The following is a 17,609-nucleotide window of genomic DNA, read 5'->3' on the forward strand; positions in this document are numbered from 1 at the left end:
GGCTTTTCTTTTTGCGCGCGCCATCGGATTGCGGGCGCTCAATTCGGGTCATGAATATTGCATAAGGTTATATGTCTTGCGTATTTCCCCCGTACCGAGTTTGATGGAAGAATCGTCGCATGGCTGCCGCTGCGGGATGCAAGCCCGGGCGTCGCAGGCCGCCGACGAGCCCTTGCCGGCCGTGTCCGCCCGCTCGCGGGCAGGCCGCCCTCGATCAACCTTCATCCGCATGCAGGAGACACCATGAGTCATCTACGCCTGGGCGACATCGCCCCCGATTTCGAACAGGAATCCTCAGTTGGCCCGATCCGTTTCCATGAATTCCTGGGCAACAGCTGGGGCGTGCTGTTCTCGCATCCCGCCGATTTCACTCCCGTCTGCACCACCGAGCTGGGCTACACCGCCAAGCTGGCCGACGAGTTCGCCAAGCGCAACGTGAAGGTGCTGGCGCTGTCCGTCGACGGCAAGGAATCGCACAACAAGTGGATCGAGGACATCAACGACACCCAGTCCACCACGGTCAACTTCCCGATCCTCGCCGACAAGGACCGCAAGGTTTCCGAGCTGTACGACATGATCCACCCGAATGCCAACGCCACGCTGACGGTGCGCTCGGTGTTCATCATCGATCCGAACAAGAAGGTGCGCCTGACCATCACCTATCCGGCCAGCACCGGACGCAACTTCAACGAGATCCTGCGCGTCATCGACTCGCTGCAGCTTACCGACAGCCACAGCGTGGCCACGCCGGTTAACTGGCAGGACGGCGACGACGTGATCATCGTGCCCTCGCTGCAGGACGAGGCCGTGATCAAGCAGAAATTCCCAAAGGGCTACAAGGCCGTGCGTCCGTACCTGCGCATCACGCCCCAGCCGAATAAGTAAATAGCCGGGATGCATGAAGGGCCGCGCGCCCTGAGCGCATCCCGCAGGCTTTGCCGCCAGTACGCCGCGATTCCCCGCTGGGAACGCGGCGTTTTTTTATGGGCCTCCACGGCTGGCGCGGTGGGCATTCCGCAAGGGGTGCGCGCTGCGCATGGTGTCTCGAAGGCGAGGCGGCGTGGATTCGCCATGACCCGTGTCTATATGCTTGGCGGCGATTAACAATCAAAAAATGATTCGTTCCGTTCAGATCGGCCCGCCTGCAAACTTGCTTCCACATTGTCAAACTGACGCAGGGAGCAAGGGATGTCTTTCAGGAAAGCGGGTTGGCTGGCCGCCTTGGCTGCAGTGACGGTGTCGCTCGCGGCGATCGCGCCGGCCCAGGCGCAGCAGAAGCAGACGCTGCTCAACGTCTCCTATGATCCGACGCGCGAGCTATACCGCGCGATCGACGACGCCTTCGCCAAGCAATACAAGGACAAGGCCGGCGTCGAGCTGACCATCCGCCAATCGCACGGCGGCTCGGGCCGCCAGGCGCGCTCGGTCATCGACGGACTGGAAGCCGACGTGGTGACGCTGGCACTGGCCTACGACATCGACGCGATCGCCGACCGCGGCCTGCTGCCGGAAAACTGGCAGGCCCGCCTGCCGCAGAACAGCTCGCCCTATACCTCCACCATCGTGTTCCTGGTGCGCAAGGGCAATCCCAAGCAGATCAAGGATTGGGACGACCTGGTCAAGGATGGCGTGCAGGTCATCACCCCCAACCCCAAGACCTCCGGCGGCGCGCGCTGGAATTACCTGGCGGCCTGGGCCTACGCGCTGGAAAAGAACGGCGGCAGCGAGGACAAGGCCAAGGCCTACGTCGGCGAGCTGCTCAAGCACGTGCCGGTGCTGGATACCGGCGCGCGCGGCGCCACCACCACCTTCGTCGAGCGCGGTGTGGGCGACGTGTTGCTGGCCTGGGAGAACGAGGCCTTCCTGGCGCTCGAGGAACTGGGTCCGGACAAGTTCGACATCGTGGTGCCCTCGCTGTCCATCCTGGCCGAGCCGCCGGTGGCCGTGGTCGACAAGATCGTCGACAAGAAGGGCACCCGCGCCGCCGCCCAGGCCTACCTGGAATTCCTGTATACGCCGGCGGCGCAGGAAATCATCGCCAAGAACTACTACCGCCCCATCGACAAGGACGTGGCGGCCAAGTACGAAAGCAAGTTCCCCAAGGTCAAGCTCGTCAAGATCGACGACAAGATCTTCGGCGGCTGGCGCAAGGCGCAGAAGGATCACTTCAGCGACGGCGGCACCTTCGACCAGATCTACCAGCCTCAGAAGAAGTGATCTCCTGACCATCGGACGACGGCCATGACCTCAGCCTCGACACCGGTGGCAACGGGCGCGCAAGCGCCTTTTGCCGTTCGCCGCCGCAGCCCGGGCGTCCTGCCCGGCTTCGGTATTTCCATGGGCTATGCGGTGCTCTACCTGAGCCTGCTGGTGCTCATTCCACTGGCCGCGTTGCCCATCAAGAGCGCCTCGCTCGGCTGGCAGGGCTTCTGGGACGCGGTCGCGGCGCCGCGCGTGGTGGCTTCCTACAAGCTCACCTTCGGCGCGTCCCTGATCGCGGCGCTGGTGAACCTGGTGTTCGGCACCATCGTGGCCTGGGTGCTGGTGCGCTACCGCTTCCCGGGCAAGAAGATCCTGGACGCGCTGGTGGACCTGCCTTTCGCGCTGCCCACCGCGGTGGCCGGCATCGCGCTGACCGCGCTGTATTCCCAGAAGGGCTGGCTGGGCGCGCCGCTGGCCGAGTGGTTCGGCTGGAAGATCGCGTTCACGCCGGTGGGCATCGTGATCGCGCTGATCTTCATCGGCGTGCCCTTCGTGGTGCGCACGGTGCAGCCGGTGCTCGAGGACGTCGAGCGCGAGATCGAGGAAGCCGCCGCCAGCCTGGGCGCCAACCGCTGGCAGACCATACGCCGCGTGCTGCTGCCCGCGCTGCTGCCGGCGCTGATGACCGGCTTCGCGCTGGCCTTCGCGCGCGCGGTGGGCGAGTACGGTTCGGTGGTGTTCATCGCCGGCAACATGCCCATGGTGTCCGAGATCACGCCACTGTTGATCATCGCCAAGCTCGAACAGTTCGACTATGCCGGCGCGGCCGCCATCGCCACGGTGATGCTGGCGCTGTCCTTCGTGCTGCTGTTCGTCATCAACCTGCTGCAGGGCTGGCAGGCCCGCCGCGGCCTCGGGAGAGCCTGATGAGCGTCGACCATCGTCCCGCCCACCTTACCGAGCCGCGCTGGGTGCGCGGCATCCTGCTGGGCATCGCGCTGCTGTTCCTGGCGCTGTTCCTGCTGGTGCCGCTGGCCGCAGTATTCGCCGAGGCCTTCCGCAAGGGCTGGGCGCTCTACCTGGAGGCCATCGTCGAGCCGGACGCCTGGGCGGCGATCCGCCTGACGCTGCTGGTTGCGGCCATCGCGCTGCCGGTGAACCTGGTGTTCGGCGTGGCCGCGGCCTGGGCCATCACCAAGTTCCAGTTCCGTGGCAAGCAGTTCCTGATCACGCTGATCGATCTGCCGTTCTCGGTGTCGCCGGTGGTGGCGGGGCTGGTCTTCGTGCTGCTGTTCGGCACGCAGGGCTGGTTCGGCGGCTGGCTGCAGGCGCACGACATCAAGATCGTCTATGCCGTGCCGGGCATCATCCTGGCCAGCCTGTTCGTGACCTTTCCGTTCGTCGCGCGCGAGCTGATCCCGCTGATGCAGGCGCAGGGCAGCGAGGAAGAGCAGGCCGCGCTGACGCTGGGCGCCAACGGCTGGCAGATCTTCTGGCGCGTCACGTTGCCGAACATCAAGTGGGGCCTGCTGTATGGCGCCATCCTGTGCAACGCCCGCGCCATGGGCGAGTTCGGCGCGGTGTCGGTGGTGTCCGGCCAGGTGCGCGGCCTGACCAACACCATGACCCTGCACGTCGAGATTCTCTACAACGAATACCAGTATTCGGCGGCCTTCGCCGTGGCCTCTTTGCTGGCCCTGCTGGCGCTGGTGACGCTGGTGGCCAAGAACCTGGTCGAGTGGCGCAACGCGAAGCAGTTGCAGGCCGCCAATCAGCCCGCGGAGTATCCCGGCCCCGCCGTGGCCATCACGCAGGTCGCCGCCTGACACGGCGCCCGACGGAGACAAACATGAGCATAGAAGTCCGCAACCTGTCCAAGCGCTTCGGCCAGTTCCGCGCGCTCAACGACGTATCGCTGCATATCGAGACCGGCGAGCTGGTCGCGCTGCTGGGACCGTCCGGCTGTGGCAAGACCACGCTGCTGCGGATCATCGCCGGCCTGGAATCGGCCGACTCGGGCAGCGTGCTGTTCGCCGGCGAGGACGCCACCGCCGTGGACGTGCGCCAGCGCCAGGTCGGGTTCGTGTTCCAGCACTACGCGCTGTTCAAGCACATGACCGTGTTCGAGAACGTGGCCTTCGGCCTGCGCGTCAAGCATCGTTCGCAGCGTCCTTCCGAGGACCAGATCCAGCGCAAGGTACACGACCTGCTGGGACTGGTGCAGCTGGACTGGCTGGCCGATCGCTATCCGGCCCAGCTGTCGGGCGGCCAGCGCCAGCGCATCGCCCTGGCGCGCGCGCTGGCGGTGGAGCCGCGCGTGCTGCTGCTGGACGAACCCTTCGGCGCGCTGGACGCCAAGGTGCGCAAGGAGCTGCGCCGCTGGCTGCGCCGGCTGCACGACGAGCTGCACGTGGCCAGCGTGTTCGTGACGCACGACCAGGAAGAGGCGCTGGAAGTGGCCGACCGGGTGGTGCTGATGAACTCGGGCCGCATCGAGCAGGTGGGCACGCCCCGCGAAGTCTGGGAGTCGCCCGCCACGCCCTTCGTCTACGGCTTCCTCGGCGACGTCAATTCGCTGGCCGGCGTGGCCACGCGCGGCGTCTGGCAGGGGGCGGGACTGTCGCTGCCGGCGCCGGAGCTGGCGCAGGCCGACGGCGAGCGCGCCACCGCCTATGTGCGGCCGCATGAATTCGACATCGAGCGCTACCGGCCGGACGGCGAGGGCATCGCGGTGCGGCTGTCGCACGCCTACCTGGCCGGCCCCAGTGCCTATCTGGAACTGGCGCGCCAGGACTCGGACGCCATCATCGAGGCCGAAGTGCCGGAACAGCTGTACCGGGAACTGAATCTGCGCGACGGCGAAACCCTGCTGGCGCGTCCGCGCCGGGCCCGTATCTTCACGGTGCAAGCATGACGACGATTGAACTGCCTCCCGAACTGGAAGCCGGCGCGGCGGCGCGCTGGCGCACGCTGACCGAGACCCTGGCCGACGTGCTGAGCCGCTATCCCGACGCCGCGCTGGCCTCGTCGCTGGCAGCCGAGGACATGGTGCTGACGCACGCCATTTTCGATGCCGGGCTGGACCTGGAAGTGTTCACGCTGGACACCGGCAGGCTGCACGATGAAACGCTGGGCGTGCTGGACGCGATCCGCCAGCGCTACGGCCGCGAGGTCACGATCTACCGGCCCGACGAGGCTGCCGTTGACGCGCACGTGGCGGCGCATGGCGCCTATGCCTTCTACGAAAGCGTCGAGCTGCGCAAGGCTTGCTGCCAGATCCGCAAGGTCGAGCCGCTCAAGCGCGCGCTGGCCGGACGCGGCGCCTGGATCACCGGGCAGCGGCGCGCCCAGTCCGCCACGCGCGGCGAGCTGGCGCGCGAAGAACAGGACGCCACGTTCGGCCTCTACAAGTTCAACCCGCTGGCGGACTGGAGCGAGGCCGAGGTCTGGGCCGTGATCCGCGCGCTGGGCATTCCGTACAACCCGCTGCACGACCAGGGCTATCCGTCCATCGGCTGCGAACCCTGTACGCGCGCCTTGCGGCCGGGCGAAGACCTGCGGGCAGGGCGCTGGTGGTGGGAGTCCTCGGACTCCAAGGAATGCGGCCTGCACGCGGGCAATAGGGTCATCGCCATCGCGCCCGCCGGCGACGCTGGCCGGCCATGAATTCGAAAACCATGATTCAAGGGGAACACCCAATGTCTGCCGTGATTCAACGCAGCCACCTGGACTGGCTGGAATCGGAAGCCATCTTCATCCTGCGCGAGGTCGCCGCCGAGTGCGAACGGCCGGTGCTGCTGTTCTCGGGCGGCAAGGATTCGGTCGTGCTGCTGCGCCTGGCCGAAAAGGCCTTCCGCCCGGGCGGCTTTCCGTTTCCGTTGATGCATATCGACACTGGCCACAACTTCGGCGAGGTGATCGATTTCCGTGACGCGCGCACCGCCGAGCTGGGCGAGACCCTGATCGTGCGCAGCGTCGAGGATTCGATCAAGCGCGGCAGCGTGGTGCTGCGGCGCGAGACCGATTCGCGCAACGCCGCGCAGGCGGTGACGCTGCTGGAAGCGATCGAGGAATTCGGCTTCGACGCCTGCATCGGCGGCGCCCGGCGCGACGAGGAAAAGGCGCGCGCCAAGGAGCGCATCTTCTCGTTCCGCGACGAGTTTGGCCAATGGGATCCGAAGGCCCAGCGGCCGGAAGTCTGGAACCTGTTCAACACCCGCGTGCATCGCGGCGAGAACATGCGTGTATTCCCGATTTCGAACTGGACCGAGCTGGACGTGTGGCAATACATTCAGCGCGAACGCCTGGCGCTGCCGTCGATCTACTACGCGCACGAGCGCGAGGTGGTGCGGCGCAAGGGGCTGCTGGTGCCGGTGACGCGGCTGACGCCGCCGCAGGAAGGCGAACAGGTCGAGCGGCTGCAGGTGCGCTTTCGCACCGTGGGCGACATCTCCTGCACCTGCCCGGTGGCGTCCGATGCCGCCGACACGGCCGCCATCATCGCCGAGACCGCGGTGACCGACATCACCGAGCGCGGCGCCACCCGCATGGACGACCAGACTTCCGAGGCCTCGATGGAGCGCCGCAAGAAGGAAGGCTACTTCTGATCCCGCGCAAGCACCCGACCGCTCCGGCCGCGCACCGGGGCTCGCCGGCTTGAAGGCCGGCCGCAAGGAACGCACATGAACGCCATCAACGACTCTTTTCTTTCCAGCGCCGACCGCGGCGTGCTGCGCCTGATCACCGCCGGTTCGGTGGATGACGGCAAGTCCACGCTGATCGGCCGCCTGCTGTACGACAGCAAGGGCGTGTTCGCCGACCAGCTCGATGCCATCGCGCGCGCCAAGTACAAGCGCGTGGCCGGAGACGGCATCGACTTCTCGCTGCTGACGGACGGCCTGGAGGCCGAGCGCGAGCAGGGCATCACCATCGACGTGGCCTACCGCTATTTCTCGACGCCGGCGCGCAAGTTCATCATCGCCGACGCGCCGGGCCATGAGCAGTACACGCGCAACATGGTGACCGGCGCGTCCACCGCCGACGTGGCCGTCATCCTGATCGACGCCACCCGCGCTGCCGATGGCAAGCTGCTGCCGCAGACCAAGCGCCACAGCACCATCGCCAGGCTGCTGGGCATCCGCCATATCGTGGTCGCGGTGAACAAGATGGACCTGGTGGAGTGGGACCAGGCCGTGTTCGAACGCATCCGCGCCGCCTACGCCGAGCTGGCGGCCAAGCTGGGCATCGCGCATTTCGACGCGCTGCCGCTGTCGGCGCTGAACGGCGACAACGTGGTTGCGTCGTCGCCGAAGACGCCCTGGTACCAGGGCCAACCCCTGCTGGCGTTGCTGGAGGCGCTGGACGTGCAGAACGACGGCGGCGCCTTGCCGCTGCGCTTCCCGGTGCAGCGCGTGGCGCGCCATGACGGCGATCGCAAGGACGACTTCCGTGGCTATGCCGGCCGCGTCGCCAGCGGCGTGCTGCGGCCCGGCGATGCCGTCACGGTGCAGCCGTCTGGTGTGGACGCGGTGGTGAGCCGTGTGCTGGCATTCGATCGCGAGCTGGACGAGGCGGTGGCGGGCGATTCCGTCACGGTGGTGCTGGACCGCGACGTGGATGTGTCGCGCGGCGACGTGATCGCGCATGCGGCCGCGCCCGCGCAGGTGTCGCGCGAGTTCGAGGCCGAACTGTGCTGGCTCGATTCGCAGCCGCTCAACCCGGCGCGCAAGTATCTGCTCAAGTCGGGCACGCGGCTGACGTCGGCGAAGGTGCGCGCGGTGCTGTCGCATCGTGATATCCATGAGCTGCAGGAAGTCGAGAACACGGAAGGCGTGCTGCGCATGAACGACATTGGCCGGGTGTCGTTCACGACGCGCGATGCGCTCGCCGTTGATCGTTATGCGGACGTGCCGGCGACCGGCGCGTTCATCCTGATCGACGAAGCGACGCATCAGACGGCGGCCGCCGGCATGCTGCGCTAAGGGGCCTGCGGATCCGGGGCGCGGAGCGCTTTTTCGTCTCCCCGGATTGCTGTTGTTTTTCTTCCAAAACCAATGCTGGCGCGGGTTTCCGGCCCATCTCGCAAGATGAAATCGAATTGTCGCAACGGAGCCGGCGTCTTGCGGTAAAGTGGGGCTGTCTTAAGAAAAGTCTTTCGGGGCTTGCTAAAACCACTGTGTTTTTGTACAGTGCTTTCTATGGCAAGCATCGATCATTCTTTTCCCGCCGGTTCTGGGTCCCCGGCTGCCGCCCCCGCCGCCTTGCGCGGTCGGGGTGCGGTTACTAATGTTCGACATCGCTTCCAATCCGACGAACGCGTACAGGTCGACGACGGCTGGTCCGCCTCCGGACTGCCGGCAGATTTCGTAGATCCCGTCCCCGATTTTTCCTCAGAGGCTTCGTCGAGCCTGACCGAGCGCGCCGCCGCCTTTCCTGGCGAAGACGACGCCGCTACGCCGGCCGTTTCCGGCCAGCCCTCCCGAATCGCTCCCGTCATTCCCATCGTGCCCGACCAGCGCCGCGAACCCGCCGCGCCCAAGACCCAGGTCACGGCCGAGGCCGCGCGCAAGATGCTGTCGCGCAACGATTCGCCCGACATTCCCTTCGATGTGGCGGTCAATCCCTACCGCGGCTGCGAGCACGGTTGCGTTTACTGCTATGCCCGTCCCACCCATGCCTACCTGGGCTATTCGCCCGGTCTGGACTTCGAAACCCGGCTGGTGGCCAAGGCCAACGCCGTCGAGGCCCTGCGCGCGGAACTGAGCCGGCCGGGCTACAAGCCGTCGCCCATCAACATCGGCTCGGCCACCGACGCCTACCAGCCCATCGAGCGTGAATGGCGCCTGACGCGCGGCCTGCTGGAACTGATGCTGGAAACCCGGCATCCGCTCACCATCGTCACGAAGAACGCCCTGGTCGCGCGCGACCTGGATCTGCTGGCCGAACTGGCCCGCCACAACCTGGTCGTCGTCTACATGAGCGTCACCACGCTGGACGCGGCCATGGCCCGCAGCCTGGAGCCGCGCGCCGCCGCGCCCTGGCGCCGGCTGGAGGCGGTGCGCAGCCTGACCGACGCCGGCGTGCCGGTGGGCGTGCTGGTGGCGCCCATCATTCCGTTCATCAACGACGAGTCCATGGAACACATCCTGGAGGCAGCCAAGACGGCTGGCGCGCACTACGCCAGCTATACGGTCCTGCGCCTGCCCTGGGAGGTCAAGACCCTGTTCGAGGACTGGCTGCACGCCCATTTTCCGGACCGCGCCCAGCGCGTCCTGCATCGCATCGAAGACCTGCGCAACGGTCGCCGCAACGATCCCAACTTCGGTTCGCGCATGCGCGGCACCGGCATCTGGGCCGACCTGCTGCGCCAGCGCTTTTCCATGGCCGCGCGCAAGCTGGGCCTGAACCGCAGCCGCCTGCAGCTCAGCTGCGACCAGTTCGTGCCGCCCGTCGCGATCGGCCTGGACGGCGCGCGCGATGCCTCATCCCCCGTTTTCCCATCCCCGGCTGGCGCGAAAGCGTCTTCAGGGGTCCCCCATGCCTCGACCGCTGGCATCGCCAGCGGCTATGTCCGTGGCCGCAGCCCGCTGCGCGCCGCGGCCGCCGGGCAGTTGTCGCTGTTCGAGTCGTAGTCCGATCGCGCCGGGCCTGTCGGGCCGGAGCCTGTGTCGTCTAGCCGATGGGCCAAGCGCTTGCGTGGCCATGAATACAAGGAGTTCCCATGAACACCGGAAACCTCTCCGCCATGCCTGATGCGCTGGCGCTGGATCTGAATCCCGCCCGTGGACCGCTGACGCGTCTGCGCGCGCTTGGCGCCCGCCTTGCGGTGTCCATGCCCGGCAAGGCGCAGCCTGCCCGCGCGAGCAGCCGACTGGCGTCGCTGCCGGCCAAGTGGCCGTTTCCCGCGCCCGCCCAGGACGACGCGGCGAGCAAGGGCAAGGCCGGAGAAAGCGCCGCGCGCCTGCCGCGCGAGCGTACGCTGGGCAATGCCACCGTCGAGCCGGTGGCGGATCAGCTCAGCATGAAGAGCAAGGTGGCGGATGTGCTGCTGGTGCTGGCCTGGGGCGCCATGATTCCGGCGCTGATGTGGCTGGGCGCTGCCGGCGGATTCTGACCTTGGCGCAACGCCGGGCATGTCCGGCGCGCAGGGGCAGGGGGGCGATGCTTGCCGTCCAGGATTTTTCAGGTGGACCGGATCCGACAGCGGGTGCCGATCAGGCGGAGTCGCGCTGAACGACGCCCGTCAGGCTGAACCCAGCAGGACAACGCCCGCCAGGATGGAGAAGCAGCCCAGCAGCCGGCCGATGCCTACCTTCTCGCGCAGCAGGAACATGCCAGCCAGGGTGCCCAGCATCATCGACATTTCCCGGGCCGGCGCCACCAGGCTCAGCGGCGCGCCATCCTGCAGCGCGAACAGCACCAAGATGTAGCCCAGCGGCGACAGGAAGCCCACGGCCAGCGCCAGGTGCCAATAGCCGCGCATCGATTGCCAGTTCTGGGCCCGGCGGCGCAGCATGTGAGGCGTCATCATGGTGGTGCGCGTGACACAGGTGAACCAGTCGAACAGCACGGGGCTGATCAGCAGCACTTTCACGCCGTAGGCGTCGACCACCGTGTAGGCGGCGATGAACAGACCGATCACCACGCCCCAGCGCACGCCGACCCAGGCCTGGGCCTGGCGGAAGATGGCCAGCCTGCCTTGCGTGGCGATGAGCAACACGCCGATCACCACGCACAGCATGCCGGCGATGCCGCTGGCCTTGGCGGGCTCATTCAACAGGATGAACGCCCCGGTGGTCGAGAGTAGCGGGCCGGTGCCCCGGGCAATCGGATAGACCACGGACAGGTCCGCCACCTGGTAGCCGCGCTGCAGGCACAGGCTGTAGCCCAGGTGCAACAGGCTGGACGTCAGAATGGCGCCGACCACCATCCAGGACCATTGCATGCCGTCGTGCAGCAGCACCCAGACCACCCAGGGCGCGTAGAGCACCGAGGCACACAGGCCGTAGGCGAAGACGAAGGGCGCGCCCACCATGGCGGCTCGCTTGGCCAGAAGGTTCCACGTTGCGTGGGCCATCGCGGCCAGGACGACCAATACCAGGGACGAATACGACATGGTGAGGGAGCTGCTTGGTGACGTGTTTGTTACAAGGCCGCAAGGGTACCGCAAATGGGCGGGCAAGAACGCCGGAAGGTTCAGGCCGGCGTTCTTGTCGCCATTCCTGACGACCTGGCATGGAAAATTTGTATAGATGTCTACTCAATAGGACTCGCAAGATACACCCGTGGGCATGCTCCCGTCCAGTCGCGCCTCCAGACTTGGCTATTTTTGGAGATTCTGGTGTAGAATCATTGGTTTGCCAAATCTCATCCTCTGCTTGCGGCATATCCGTTGTCTGGCGCCCGGGAGTCTTTCCCACGGCAATCCCTATCCCTGATCTGGGGCTTTGGATTTTGGACAACGAACAAAATCGGACGGCAAAAAGTTGTTAGCCCGCAAAGGCAAGATGAACTAGGAGTTTCAATGAACCTCATCGCTATCCTGGAACAGGAAGAAATTGCCCGCCTGACCGGCGGCAAGGCCATGCCTGCTTTTGCTCCTGGCGACACCGTCGTCGTGAGCGTGAACGTCGTTGAAGGCACCCGCAAGCGCGTGCAGGCCTTCGAAGGCGTCGTGATCGCCAAGCGCAACCGCGGCCTGAACTCCGCGTTCACCGTGCGCAAGATCTCGTCGGGCGAAGCCGTGGAACGTACGTTCCAGCTGTACTCGCCGCAGATCGCCGGCATCGAAGTCAAGCGCCGCGGCGACGTGCGCCGCGCCAAGCTGTACTACCTGCGCAACCGCTCGGGCAAGTCGGCTCGCATCAAGGAAAAGCTGGTCAGCAAGCAAGCCTCGGCGGCTTGATCGCTTATCGGCACACGGCCCTATCTGTGTCGGACGCTCACGCTTTCCCGCGTTTTCGTCCGGCACGGATTTCCGGGTTAAAAAGGCACCTGCGAGGGTGCCTTTTTCTTTACACAGAGCCGTATGTCTGATTCCTCGTCCTCCCCGCGGCCCCGACGGCCGCTGGCCCGTCCCGGTTTCGATCCGGCTTCCCAGCCCTGGGTCGTGGCCAATGATTCGCTGCCGGCCGTGCCCGCCGGCCTGCTCACGCCCGCCGCGCTGCGCGGAACGCTGAGTCAGCCTTCCACCTGGAAGCTCGAACTCTCGCGCGACAACGACTTGCGCTATCCCGGCCGCGAAGGCACGCCGGTGCCTGCCGCCGTGCTGATTCCCCTGGTGACCCGCGAGCAGGGCGTCAGCATCCTGCTGACTCAGCGCGCCGCGCACCTGTATGACCATGCCGGCCAGATCAGCTTTCCCGGCGGCCGTATCGAAACCAGTGATCCCACGCCGGAAGACGCCGCGCTGCGCGAGGCGCGCGAGGAAACCGGACTGCCGGCCGAGCACGTCGAGGTGCTGGGCAGCATGCCGCCTTATCTGACGGCGACCGGATTCTCCATCATCCCCGTCGTGTCCCTGGTGCGGCCCGGCTTCCAGCTGGCGCCGGACGCGTTCGAGGTGGCCGAGGTGTTCGAGGTGCCGTTGTCCTTCCTGATGGACCCGGCCAATCACCGCCTGTACGAGGCGCGGCTGGACGATGGCCGCGTGCGCCATTACTACGGCATGCCTTATGGGAAGTACTTCATCTGGGGCGCGACCGCGGGCATGCTGCGCAATCTGTACCACCTGCTGAATCACGGCTTCCAGCCGCGTTGAGTGCCTGGCGCGTCGGCGCCAAGTCTCAATACCGCTGCTGGCCCGCTTCGTTCTCTTCCAATACCCGTTGATACAGCGCATAGCGCGCGGGATGGATGGCGCCCGCCTCCAGCGCCGCGACCACGCCGCAGCCCGGCTCATGGCGGTGGCTGCAGTTGTAGAAGCGGCAGGCTTCGATCGGACCGGCGAATTCGGGAAAGCCGCGGATGATGTCCTCGCGGGTCAGGTGCTGCAGGCCGAATGCCTGGAATCCCGGTGAATCGATCAGGTCGCCGCCCGGATCGGGCAGGTGGTACAGCCGCGTGCTGGTGGTGGTGTGCTTGCCCATGTCCAACGCGGTCGAGTGTTCGCGCGTGGGCGCGGCGGCGTCTGGCACCAGCGCGTTGAGCAGGGTGGACTTGCCCATGCCGCTCTGTCCCAGCAGCAGGTTGGTCTTGCCCGCCAGGCGCGGCGCCAGCAGCGTATGGACCCGCGCCGGTTCCAGCGCGCTCAGCTCGATGATGTCCACGCCCAGCGCCGCGATTGGCGCCAGCCGTTCGCGGGCGGCGGGCAGGGCGTCGGCCAGGTCGGTCTTGTTCAGGATGATGAGCGGCGAGATGCCGGCGCTCCAGGCGCCGGCCAGCGCGCGCCCGGTCAGATCGTCGGAAAAGGTGGGCTGGACCGCGACCACGATCAGCAGCTGATCGACGTTGGACGCGAATTGCTTGGAGCGCATCTCGTCCGAGCGGTACAGCAGGTTGCGGCGCGGCAGGATCGCATCGATCGCGCCTTCGTCGCTGCCCTGCGGCGTGATGCGGACCCGGTCGCCGACCGTTGCCCCGGCCTTCTTGCCGCGCGGGAAGCACTTGCGCAGGACGCCGTCGTCGAGTTCCACCGTGTAGTGACGGCCATGGGCCGCGATGATGCGGCCTTCGTTCTGCGCGCCGGTGACGGCGGCCGCGGCGCCCTGCTGTGGGCGTTGGGGGGAGCGATCGCGTGCGCTCATGCGGCCGGCGCCATCAGGTGACGGATGCGCACGGCGGCGGGAGGATGGCTGTCGTAGAAGGCGGAATGCACGGGATCGGGCGTCAGGGTGGCGGCGTTGTCGTCGTAGAGTTTGACCAGGGCGGATACCAGTCGTTCGGGCGAGCTCTGCTCGGCGGCATAGCGGTCGGCTTCGAATTCGTCGCGGCGCGAATACCAGCTGGCCAGCGGCGTGAACACGAAGGTGAAGACCGGAATCACCAGGAAGAACAGCAGCAGCGCCATGGCGTCGTTGCGGCCGCCCAGCTGCGGCAGCACGCCCAGCCCCACATAGAACCACGGCTGCTGGGATATCCAGCCCAGCAGCGCGAAGAATACCAGGGCGGCGCCGAAGCTGAAGCAGATGCGCTTGATGATGTGGCGCTTGGCGAAATGGCCGAGCTCATGGGCCAGCACGGCCTCGATCTCGTCGCCGTTCAGGCGCGCCAGCAGCGTGTCGAAGAAGACGATGCGGCGCGAGCGGCCGAAGCCGGTGAAGTAGGCGTTGCCATGCGCGGAACGGCGCGAGCCGTCCATCACGAACAGGCCGTTGAGCGCGAAGCCGCAGCGCTGCGCCAGGCGCTGGATGCGTCCGGCCAGATCGGGGTCGGTCAAGGGCGTGAACTTGTTGAACAGCGGGGCGATGAACATGGGATAGATGATGAGCAGCGCAAGGTTGAATACCATCCACAGGCCCCAGGCCCAGGCCCACCAGTACGCGCCGGCGCTGCCCATCAGCCACAGCACGGCGGCGGCCAGCGGCAACCCCAGCACCGCCGCCACCAGCAGGCCCTTGAGCGCGTCCGCCACGAACAACTCGGGTGTCATGCGGTTGAAACCGAAACGGGCTTCCAATCTGAACTGCCGCCACAGCGTGAACGGCAGCCCCAGCAGGCCCAGCAGCAGCGCCACGGCCACCAGCAGCAGCATCTGGCGCAGGAAGTCATTGCTGGTAAGCTGGCCCACCATCAGGTCGATGGCCTGCAGGCCGCCCAGCAGGGTCAGGCCCACCAGCACGATGGCGTCGTAGGTCCGCTCCAGCATGCCCAGCCGCACGCGCGCCACGGTGTAGTCCGCCGCGCGCTGGTGGCTGGTCAGGCCGATGCGGTGCGAGAATTCGGCTGGCACCTGTTCGCGGTTGCGGGCGACATGGCGGATCTGGCGCGTGGCCAGCCACAGGCGCACGGCAACGTCGATCAGCAGGAAGGCGACGAACAACAGGGTGAACATGTGCGGGTCGGGGGCTCGGTAAGGGATATGCGAAAATCGCGTGTTTTATAGGCAAATTATATGGCTGTGAACGAAAACCGCCTGGTCTGGCTCGACATGGAAATGACGGGCCTCGAACCTGAGAAAGAACGCATCATCGAAGTCGCCGTCGTGGTGACCGAGCCCGACCTGACCGTGGTCGCGGAAGGCCCCGTGCTGGTGCTGCACCAGCCCGACAGCCTGCTCGACGCCATGGACGACTGGAACAAGTCGACGCACGGCAAGAGCGGCCTGATCGACAAGGTCCGCGCCTCGACCATCAACGAGGCCCAGGCCGAGGATATCCTGCTGGAGTTCCTGTCGCAGCACGTGCCGGCCGGCAAGTCGCCGCTGTGCGGCAACACCATCAGCCAGGACCGCCGCTTCATGTTCGCCTACATGCCGAGGTTCGAGAAGTTCTTCCACTACCGCAACCTCGACGTCAGCACGCTGAAGGAACTGGCTCGCCGCTGGGCGCCGGCCGTCTACAAGGGCTTCGAGAAGAAGAGCCGCCACGAAGCGCTGGCGGACATCTACGAGTCGATCGACGAGCTGAAGTACTACCGCGAGCATTTCCTCAAGGTCTGACGGCCCCAGGCGGGCATCCGGCCCGCCGGCATTCCGGAGCCCGCCATGCCGTCTTGCTATCCCGTTTCCCGGATCCGCGAGGCCGAGCGCCAGGCGCTGGCTGCCGGCCGGCAGCTGATGCCGCAGGCGGGCGCGGCTGCGGCCCGCTTTGTGGCGGCCCGGATCGCGCCCGGTACGCCGGTGCTGGCCTTGGCCGGCCCCGGCAACAATGGCGGCGACGCCCTGGTCGCGGCGACCGTGCTGCGGGCGATGGGGCACGACGTGCGCGTGCTGCTGCCCGCCGGCCCGCAGAAGCTGCCTCCCGATGCCACCCGCGCCTACGACGGGTGGGTGGCCGCTGGCGGCGGGACGCTGTCCGCGCTGGAACCGGGTTTCGTGCCCGGGCTGGTCATCGACGGCCTGTTCGGCATCGGCCTGAACCGTCCCCTGGGCGCCGATTGGCAGGCGCTGGTGGACACGGTCAATCGCTGGGATGTGCCCGTGCTGGCGCTGGATGTGCCCAGCGGCGTGGACGCGGATACCGGCGTGGCGCTGGGACGTCCGATCCAGGCGCGCTGGACCCTGTCCTTCATCGCGCGGGCGCGGGGGCTGGAGCGGCCGGGATCCGGCGCCGGCGCCATCGGCGAGCAGCATCTGGATACGCTGGATGTAGTCATGCCGTCGGAGGCGAACGATCTCTGAGCCCGGTCCGCCGGATCATGGCGCGCAGGCAATTCCGCGGGCCGCCGCGCCGGGCGTGGCGCTACCTGGGGCGGCGCATCCGGCCCCGGATCCAATGACTTTTCATCGAATCAGGCGGGTCGGCCGCCGAAGCGCGCCTCCACGTCCGCCGTGAGCGGCGTGTAGCGCTCATTGTCGCGGGCGGCCAGCGCGTCCAGGTGCGCTTCCGAGGCGTCGAACACGCGCCAGTAGAGACGCCCGCAGAGTTCGCGCGCCGCGCGTCCGGGCCAGTTGTCGGGCAGCATCGGGCCGGGCAGGTGGGGGTCGTGCAGGACGATCCGGCGCCAATTGTGCAGCAACAGGACGCGGATGACGAAGGCTTCAGCGGGCGAGGGCGGCGCTTCCAGCAGTTTTTCCAGCGGCCCGAAATTCTTGCTGAACGCCCGGTATTGCTCGGCCACGTCGTCCAGGTTCCAGCACTGGGAGGCCAGGCTGGCTATCGGCAGGCCGCCGGCATCGGCCAGGTCGCGCGCCGACAGCACCAGGGCGCGGTCGGGAATGCCGAGCTTTTCCAGGATGTCATGCGCCGCGCTGGCCTGGGTATGCGGATGGGCGAACAGCCCCGGCGCGATCATGCCGAAGCCTTCCCACACCAGTTCCCGGCGCAGCTCGGCGCGCTCGGCCAGTCCATTGCCGATCCGGGGCAGGGCCACCAGCGTCCATTCCCCGTTCCAGTCCTGCGGCGCGCCTTCGTAGATGCGCTGCGAGGCGTGCGCCGTGTGGCGCTGCCCCTGCTCCGAAATCAGGTACAGGCTGCGGCGGCCATGCCGTTCCGATTGCAGCCAGTTTTGCGCGACCAGGCGAAAGACGCTGGTGCGCAGCAGCCGCTCATTGATGCCCAGCGGCGCCAGCAGCTCGATCAGGTCGCCAAGCCAGATGGCGCCGCCGTGCGGCGCCAGCGCATCGCCCAGCAGGCTGACGCAGAGCGATTTTGCCCGGGGCGGATCGCTCTTGATCAAGCGCGACAGAAAGCGGTCCAGGGGCGACTGAGGGTTTGCCATAAGTAGGGCCGCGGGCGGCCGGTATCGAGTTCGGCAATATGATACATAAATCCAATGTGATACAGATTTGAGTTTGACAATGGATTTTT

19 protein-coding genes are annotated in these 17,609 nt (G+C 66.8%); 15 read left to right on the forward strand and 4 right to left on the reverse strand.

Annotated features, from left to right (window positions below):
* From AC6LJ9_RS01770 to AC6LJ9_RS01820, 11 genes are all read left to right on the forward strand, one after another.
* Nucleotides 1-247 (forward strand): hypothetical protein (locus tag AC6LJ9_RS01770; RefSeq protein WP_498146235.1); only part of this gene is annotated, 247 nt, incomplete at its 5' end.
* Nucleotides 244-885, forward strand: a complete 642-nt coding sequence (locus tag AC6LJ9_RS01775) for a peroxiredoxin (RefSeq protein WP_103276372.1) — start codon at nt 244-246, stop codon at nt 883-885. The genes AC6LJ9_RS01770 and AC6LJ9_RS01775, both read left to right, overlap by 4 nt.
* A 303-nt stretch (nt 886-1,188) precedes the next feature.
* Complete coding sequence (locus AC6LJ9_RS01780; protein ID WP_103273358.1) at nt 1,189-2,217, forward strand: sulfate ABC transporter substrate-binding protein; 1,029 nt, start codon at nt 1,189-1,191, stop codon at nt 2,215-2,217.
* 24 nt (nt 2,218-2,241) lie between these two features.
* On the forward strand, nt 2,242-3,129 hold the full coding sequence (gene cysT, locus AC6LJ9_RS01785; RefSeq protein ID WP_498146236.1) for a sulfate ABC transporter permease subunit CysT: 888 nt from the start codon (nt 2,242-2,244) through the stop codon (nt 3,127-3,129).
* Nucleotides 3,129-4,028, forward strand: coding sequence for a sulfate ABC transporter permease subunit CysW (gene cysW, locus AC6LJ9_RS01790; RefSeq protein WP_498146237.1), 900 nt, complete (start codon nt 3,129-3,131; stop codon nt 4,026-4,028). Before cysT ends, cysW begins: the two co-directional genes overlap by 1 nt.
* Nucleotides 4,029-4,051: 23 nt before the next feature.
* A complete protein-coding gene (locus AC6LJ9_RS01795) occupies nt 4,052-5,116 on the forward strand; it encodes a sulfate/molybdate ABC transporter ATP-binding protein (RefSeq protein ID WP_212317689.1) in 1,065 nt (354 codons plus the stop codon).
* On the forward strand, nt 5,113-5,868 hold the full coding sequence (locus AC6LJ9_RS01800; RefSeq protein WP_498146238.1) for a phosphoadenylyl-sulfate reductase: 756 nt from the start codon (nt 5,113-5,115) through the stop codon (nt 5,866-5,868). The genes AC6LJ9_RS01795 and AC6LJ9_RS01800 overlap by 4 nt, the downstream gene beginning before the upstream one ends.
* A 32-nt stretch (nt 5,869-5,900) precedes the next feature.
* Complete coding sequence (gene cysD / locus AC6LJ9_RS01805; protein ID WP_498146239.1) at nt 5,901-6,809, forward strand: sulfate adenylyltransferase subunit CysD; 909 nt, start codon at nt 5,901-5,903, stop codon at nt 6,807-6,809.
* Between the two features lie 75 nt (nt 6,810-6,884).
* Nucleotides 6,885-8,183: a sulfate adenylyltransferase subunit 1 gene (locus tag AC6LJ9_RS01810; protein ID WP_498146240.1), complete on the forward strand. Its 1,299-nt coding sequence runs from the start codon at nt 6,885-6,887 to the stop codon at nt 8,181-8,183.
* A gap of 216 nt (nt 8,184-8,399) precedes the next feature.
* Entirely contained in the window at nt 8,400-9,833 is a 1,434-nt protein-coding gene (locus tag AC6LJ9_RS01815) for a PA0069 family radical SAM protein (protein WP_498146241.1), read from the forward strand.
* Nucleotides 9,834-9,946: 113 nt separating this feature from the next.
* On the forward strand, nt 9,947-10,315 hold the full coding sequence (locus AC6LJ9_RS01820; protein ID WP_498146324.1) for a hypothetical protein: 369 nt from the start codon (nt 9,947-9,949) through the stop codon (nt 10,313-10,315).
* Nucleotides 10,316-10,444: 129 nt separating this feature from the next.
* Here AC6LJ9_RS01820 and AC6LJ9_RS01825 read toward each other — a convergent pair whose 3' ends face one another.
* Nucleotides 10,445-11,317 (reverse strand): EamA family transporter, encoded by an 873-nt coding sequence (locus tag AC6LJ9_RS01825; protein ID WP_498146242.1) that lies wholly within the window; start codon nt 11,315-11,317, stop codon nt 10,445-10,447.
* 408 nt (nt 11,318-11,725) lie between these two features.
* On the opposite strand from AC6LJ9_RS01825, the gene rplS reads away from it, so the two are divergent.
* Together rplS and AC6LJ9_RS01835 are read left to right on the forward strand one after the other, a co-directional pair.
* On the forward strand, nt 11,726-12,106 hold the full coding sequence (gene rplS, locus AC6LJ9_RS01830) for a 50S ribosomal protein L19 (protein ID WP_103273368.1): 381 nt from the start codon (nt 11,726-11,728) through the stop codon (nt 12,104-12,106).
* A gap of 123 nt (nt 12,107-12,229) precedes the next feature.
* Nucleotides 12,230-12,961 (forward strand): CoA pyrophosphatase, encoded by a 732-nt coding sequence (locus AC6LJ9_RS01835; RefSeq protein ID WP_498146243.1) that lies wholly within the window; start codon nt 12,230-12,232, stop codon nt 12,959-12,961.
* 25 nt (nt 12,962-12,986) lie between these two features.
* Here AC6LJ9_RS01835 and rsgA read toward each other — a convergent pair whose 3' ends face one another.
* Nucleotides 12,987-13,946, reverse strand: a complete 960-nt coding sequence (gene rsgA / locus AC6LJ9_RS01840) for a ribosome small subunit-dependent GTPase A (protein ID WP_498146244.1) — start codon at nt 13,944-13,946, stop codon at nt 12,987-12,989.
* Nucleotides 13,943-15,193, reverse strand: coding sequence for a M48 family metallopeptidase (locus tag AC6LJ9_RS01845; RefSeq protein WP_212317705.1), 1,251 nt, complete (start codon nt 15,191-15,193; stop codon nt 13,943-13,945). Before AC6LJ9_RS01845 ends, rsgA begins: the two co-directional genes overlap by 4 nt.
* Nucleotides 15,194-15,253: 60 nt before the next feature.
* Here AC6LJ9_RS01845 and orn point away from each other — a divergent pair, with 60 nt between their 5' ends.
* The gene (gene orn, locus AC6LJ9_RS01850; protein ID WP_103273371.1) at nt 15,254-15,799 is read left to right on the forward strand and encodes an oligoribonuclease; all 546 of its coding nucleotides are present in this window, start codon (nt 15,254-15,256) and stop codon (nt 15,797-15,799) included.
* Between the two features lie 45 nt (nt 15,800-15,844).
* The gene (locus AC6LJ9_RS01855; RefSeq protein WP_498146245.1) at nt 15,845-16,480 is read left to right on the forward strand and encodes an NAD(P)H-hydrate epimerase; all 636 of its coding nucleotides are present in this window, start codon (nt 15,845-15,847) and stop codon (nt 16,478-16,480) included.
* A 110-nt stretch (nt 16,481-16,590) separates the two neighbouring features.
* On the opposite strand, the gene paaX is transcribed toward AC6LJ9_RS01855, so the two are convergent.
* Nucleotides 16,591-17,520, reverse strand: coding sequence for a phenylacetic acid degradation operon negative regulatory protein PaaX (paaX, locus tag AC6LJ9_RS01860; RefSeq protein ID WP_212317709.1), 930 nt, complete (start codon nt 17,518-17,520; stop codon nt 16,591-16,593).
* Nucleotides 17,521-17,609: the final 89 nt, after the last annotated feature.

It is taken from the genome of Achromobacter sp. 1011811831 (assembly GCF_059760905.1).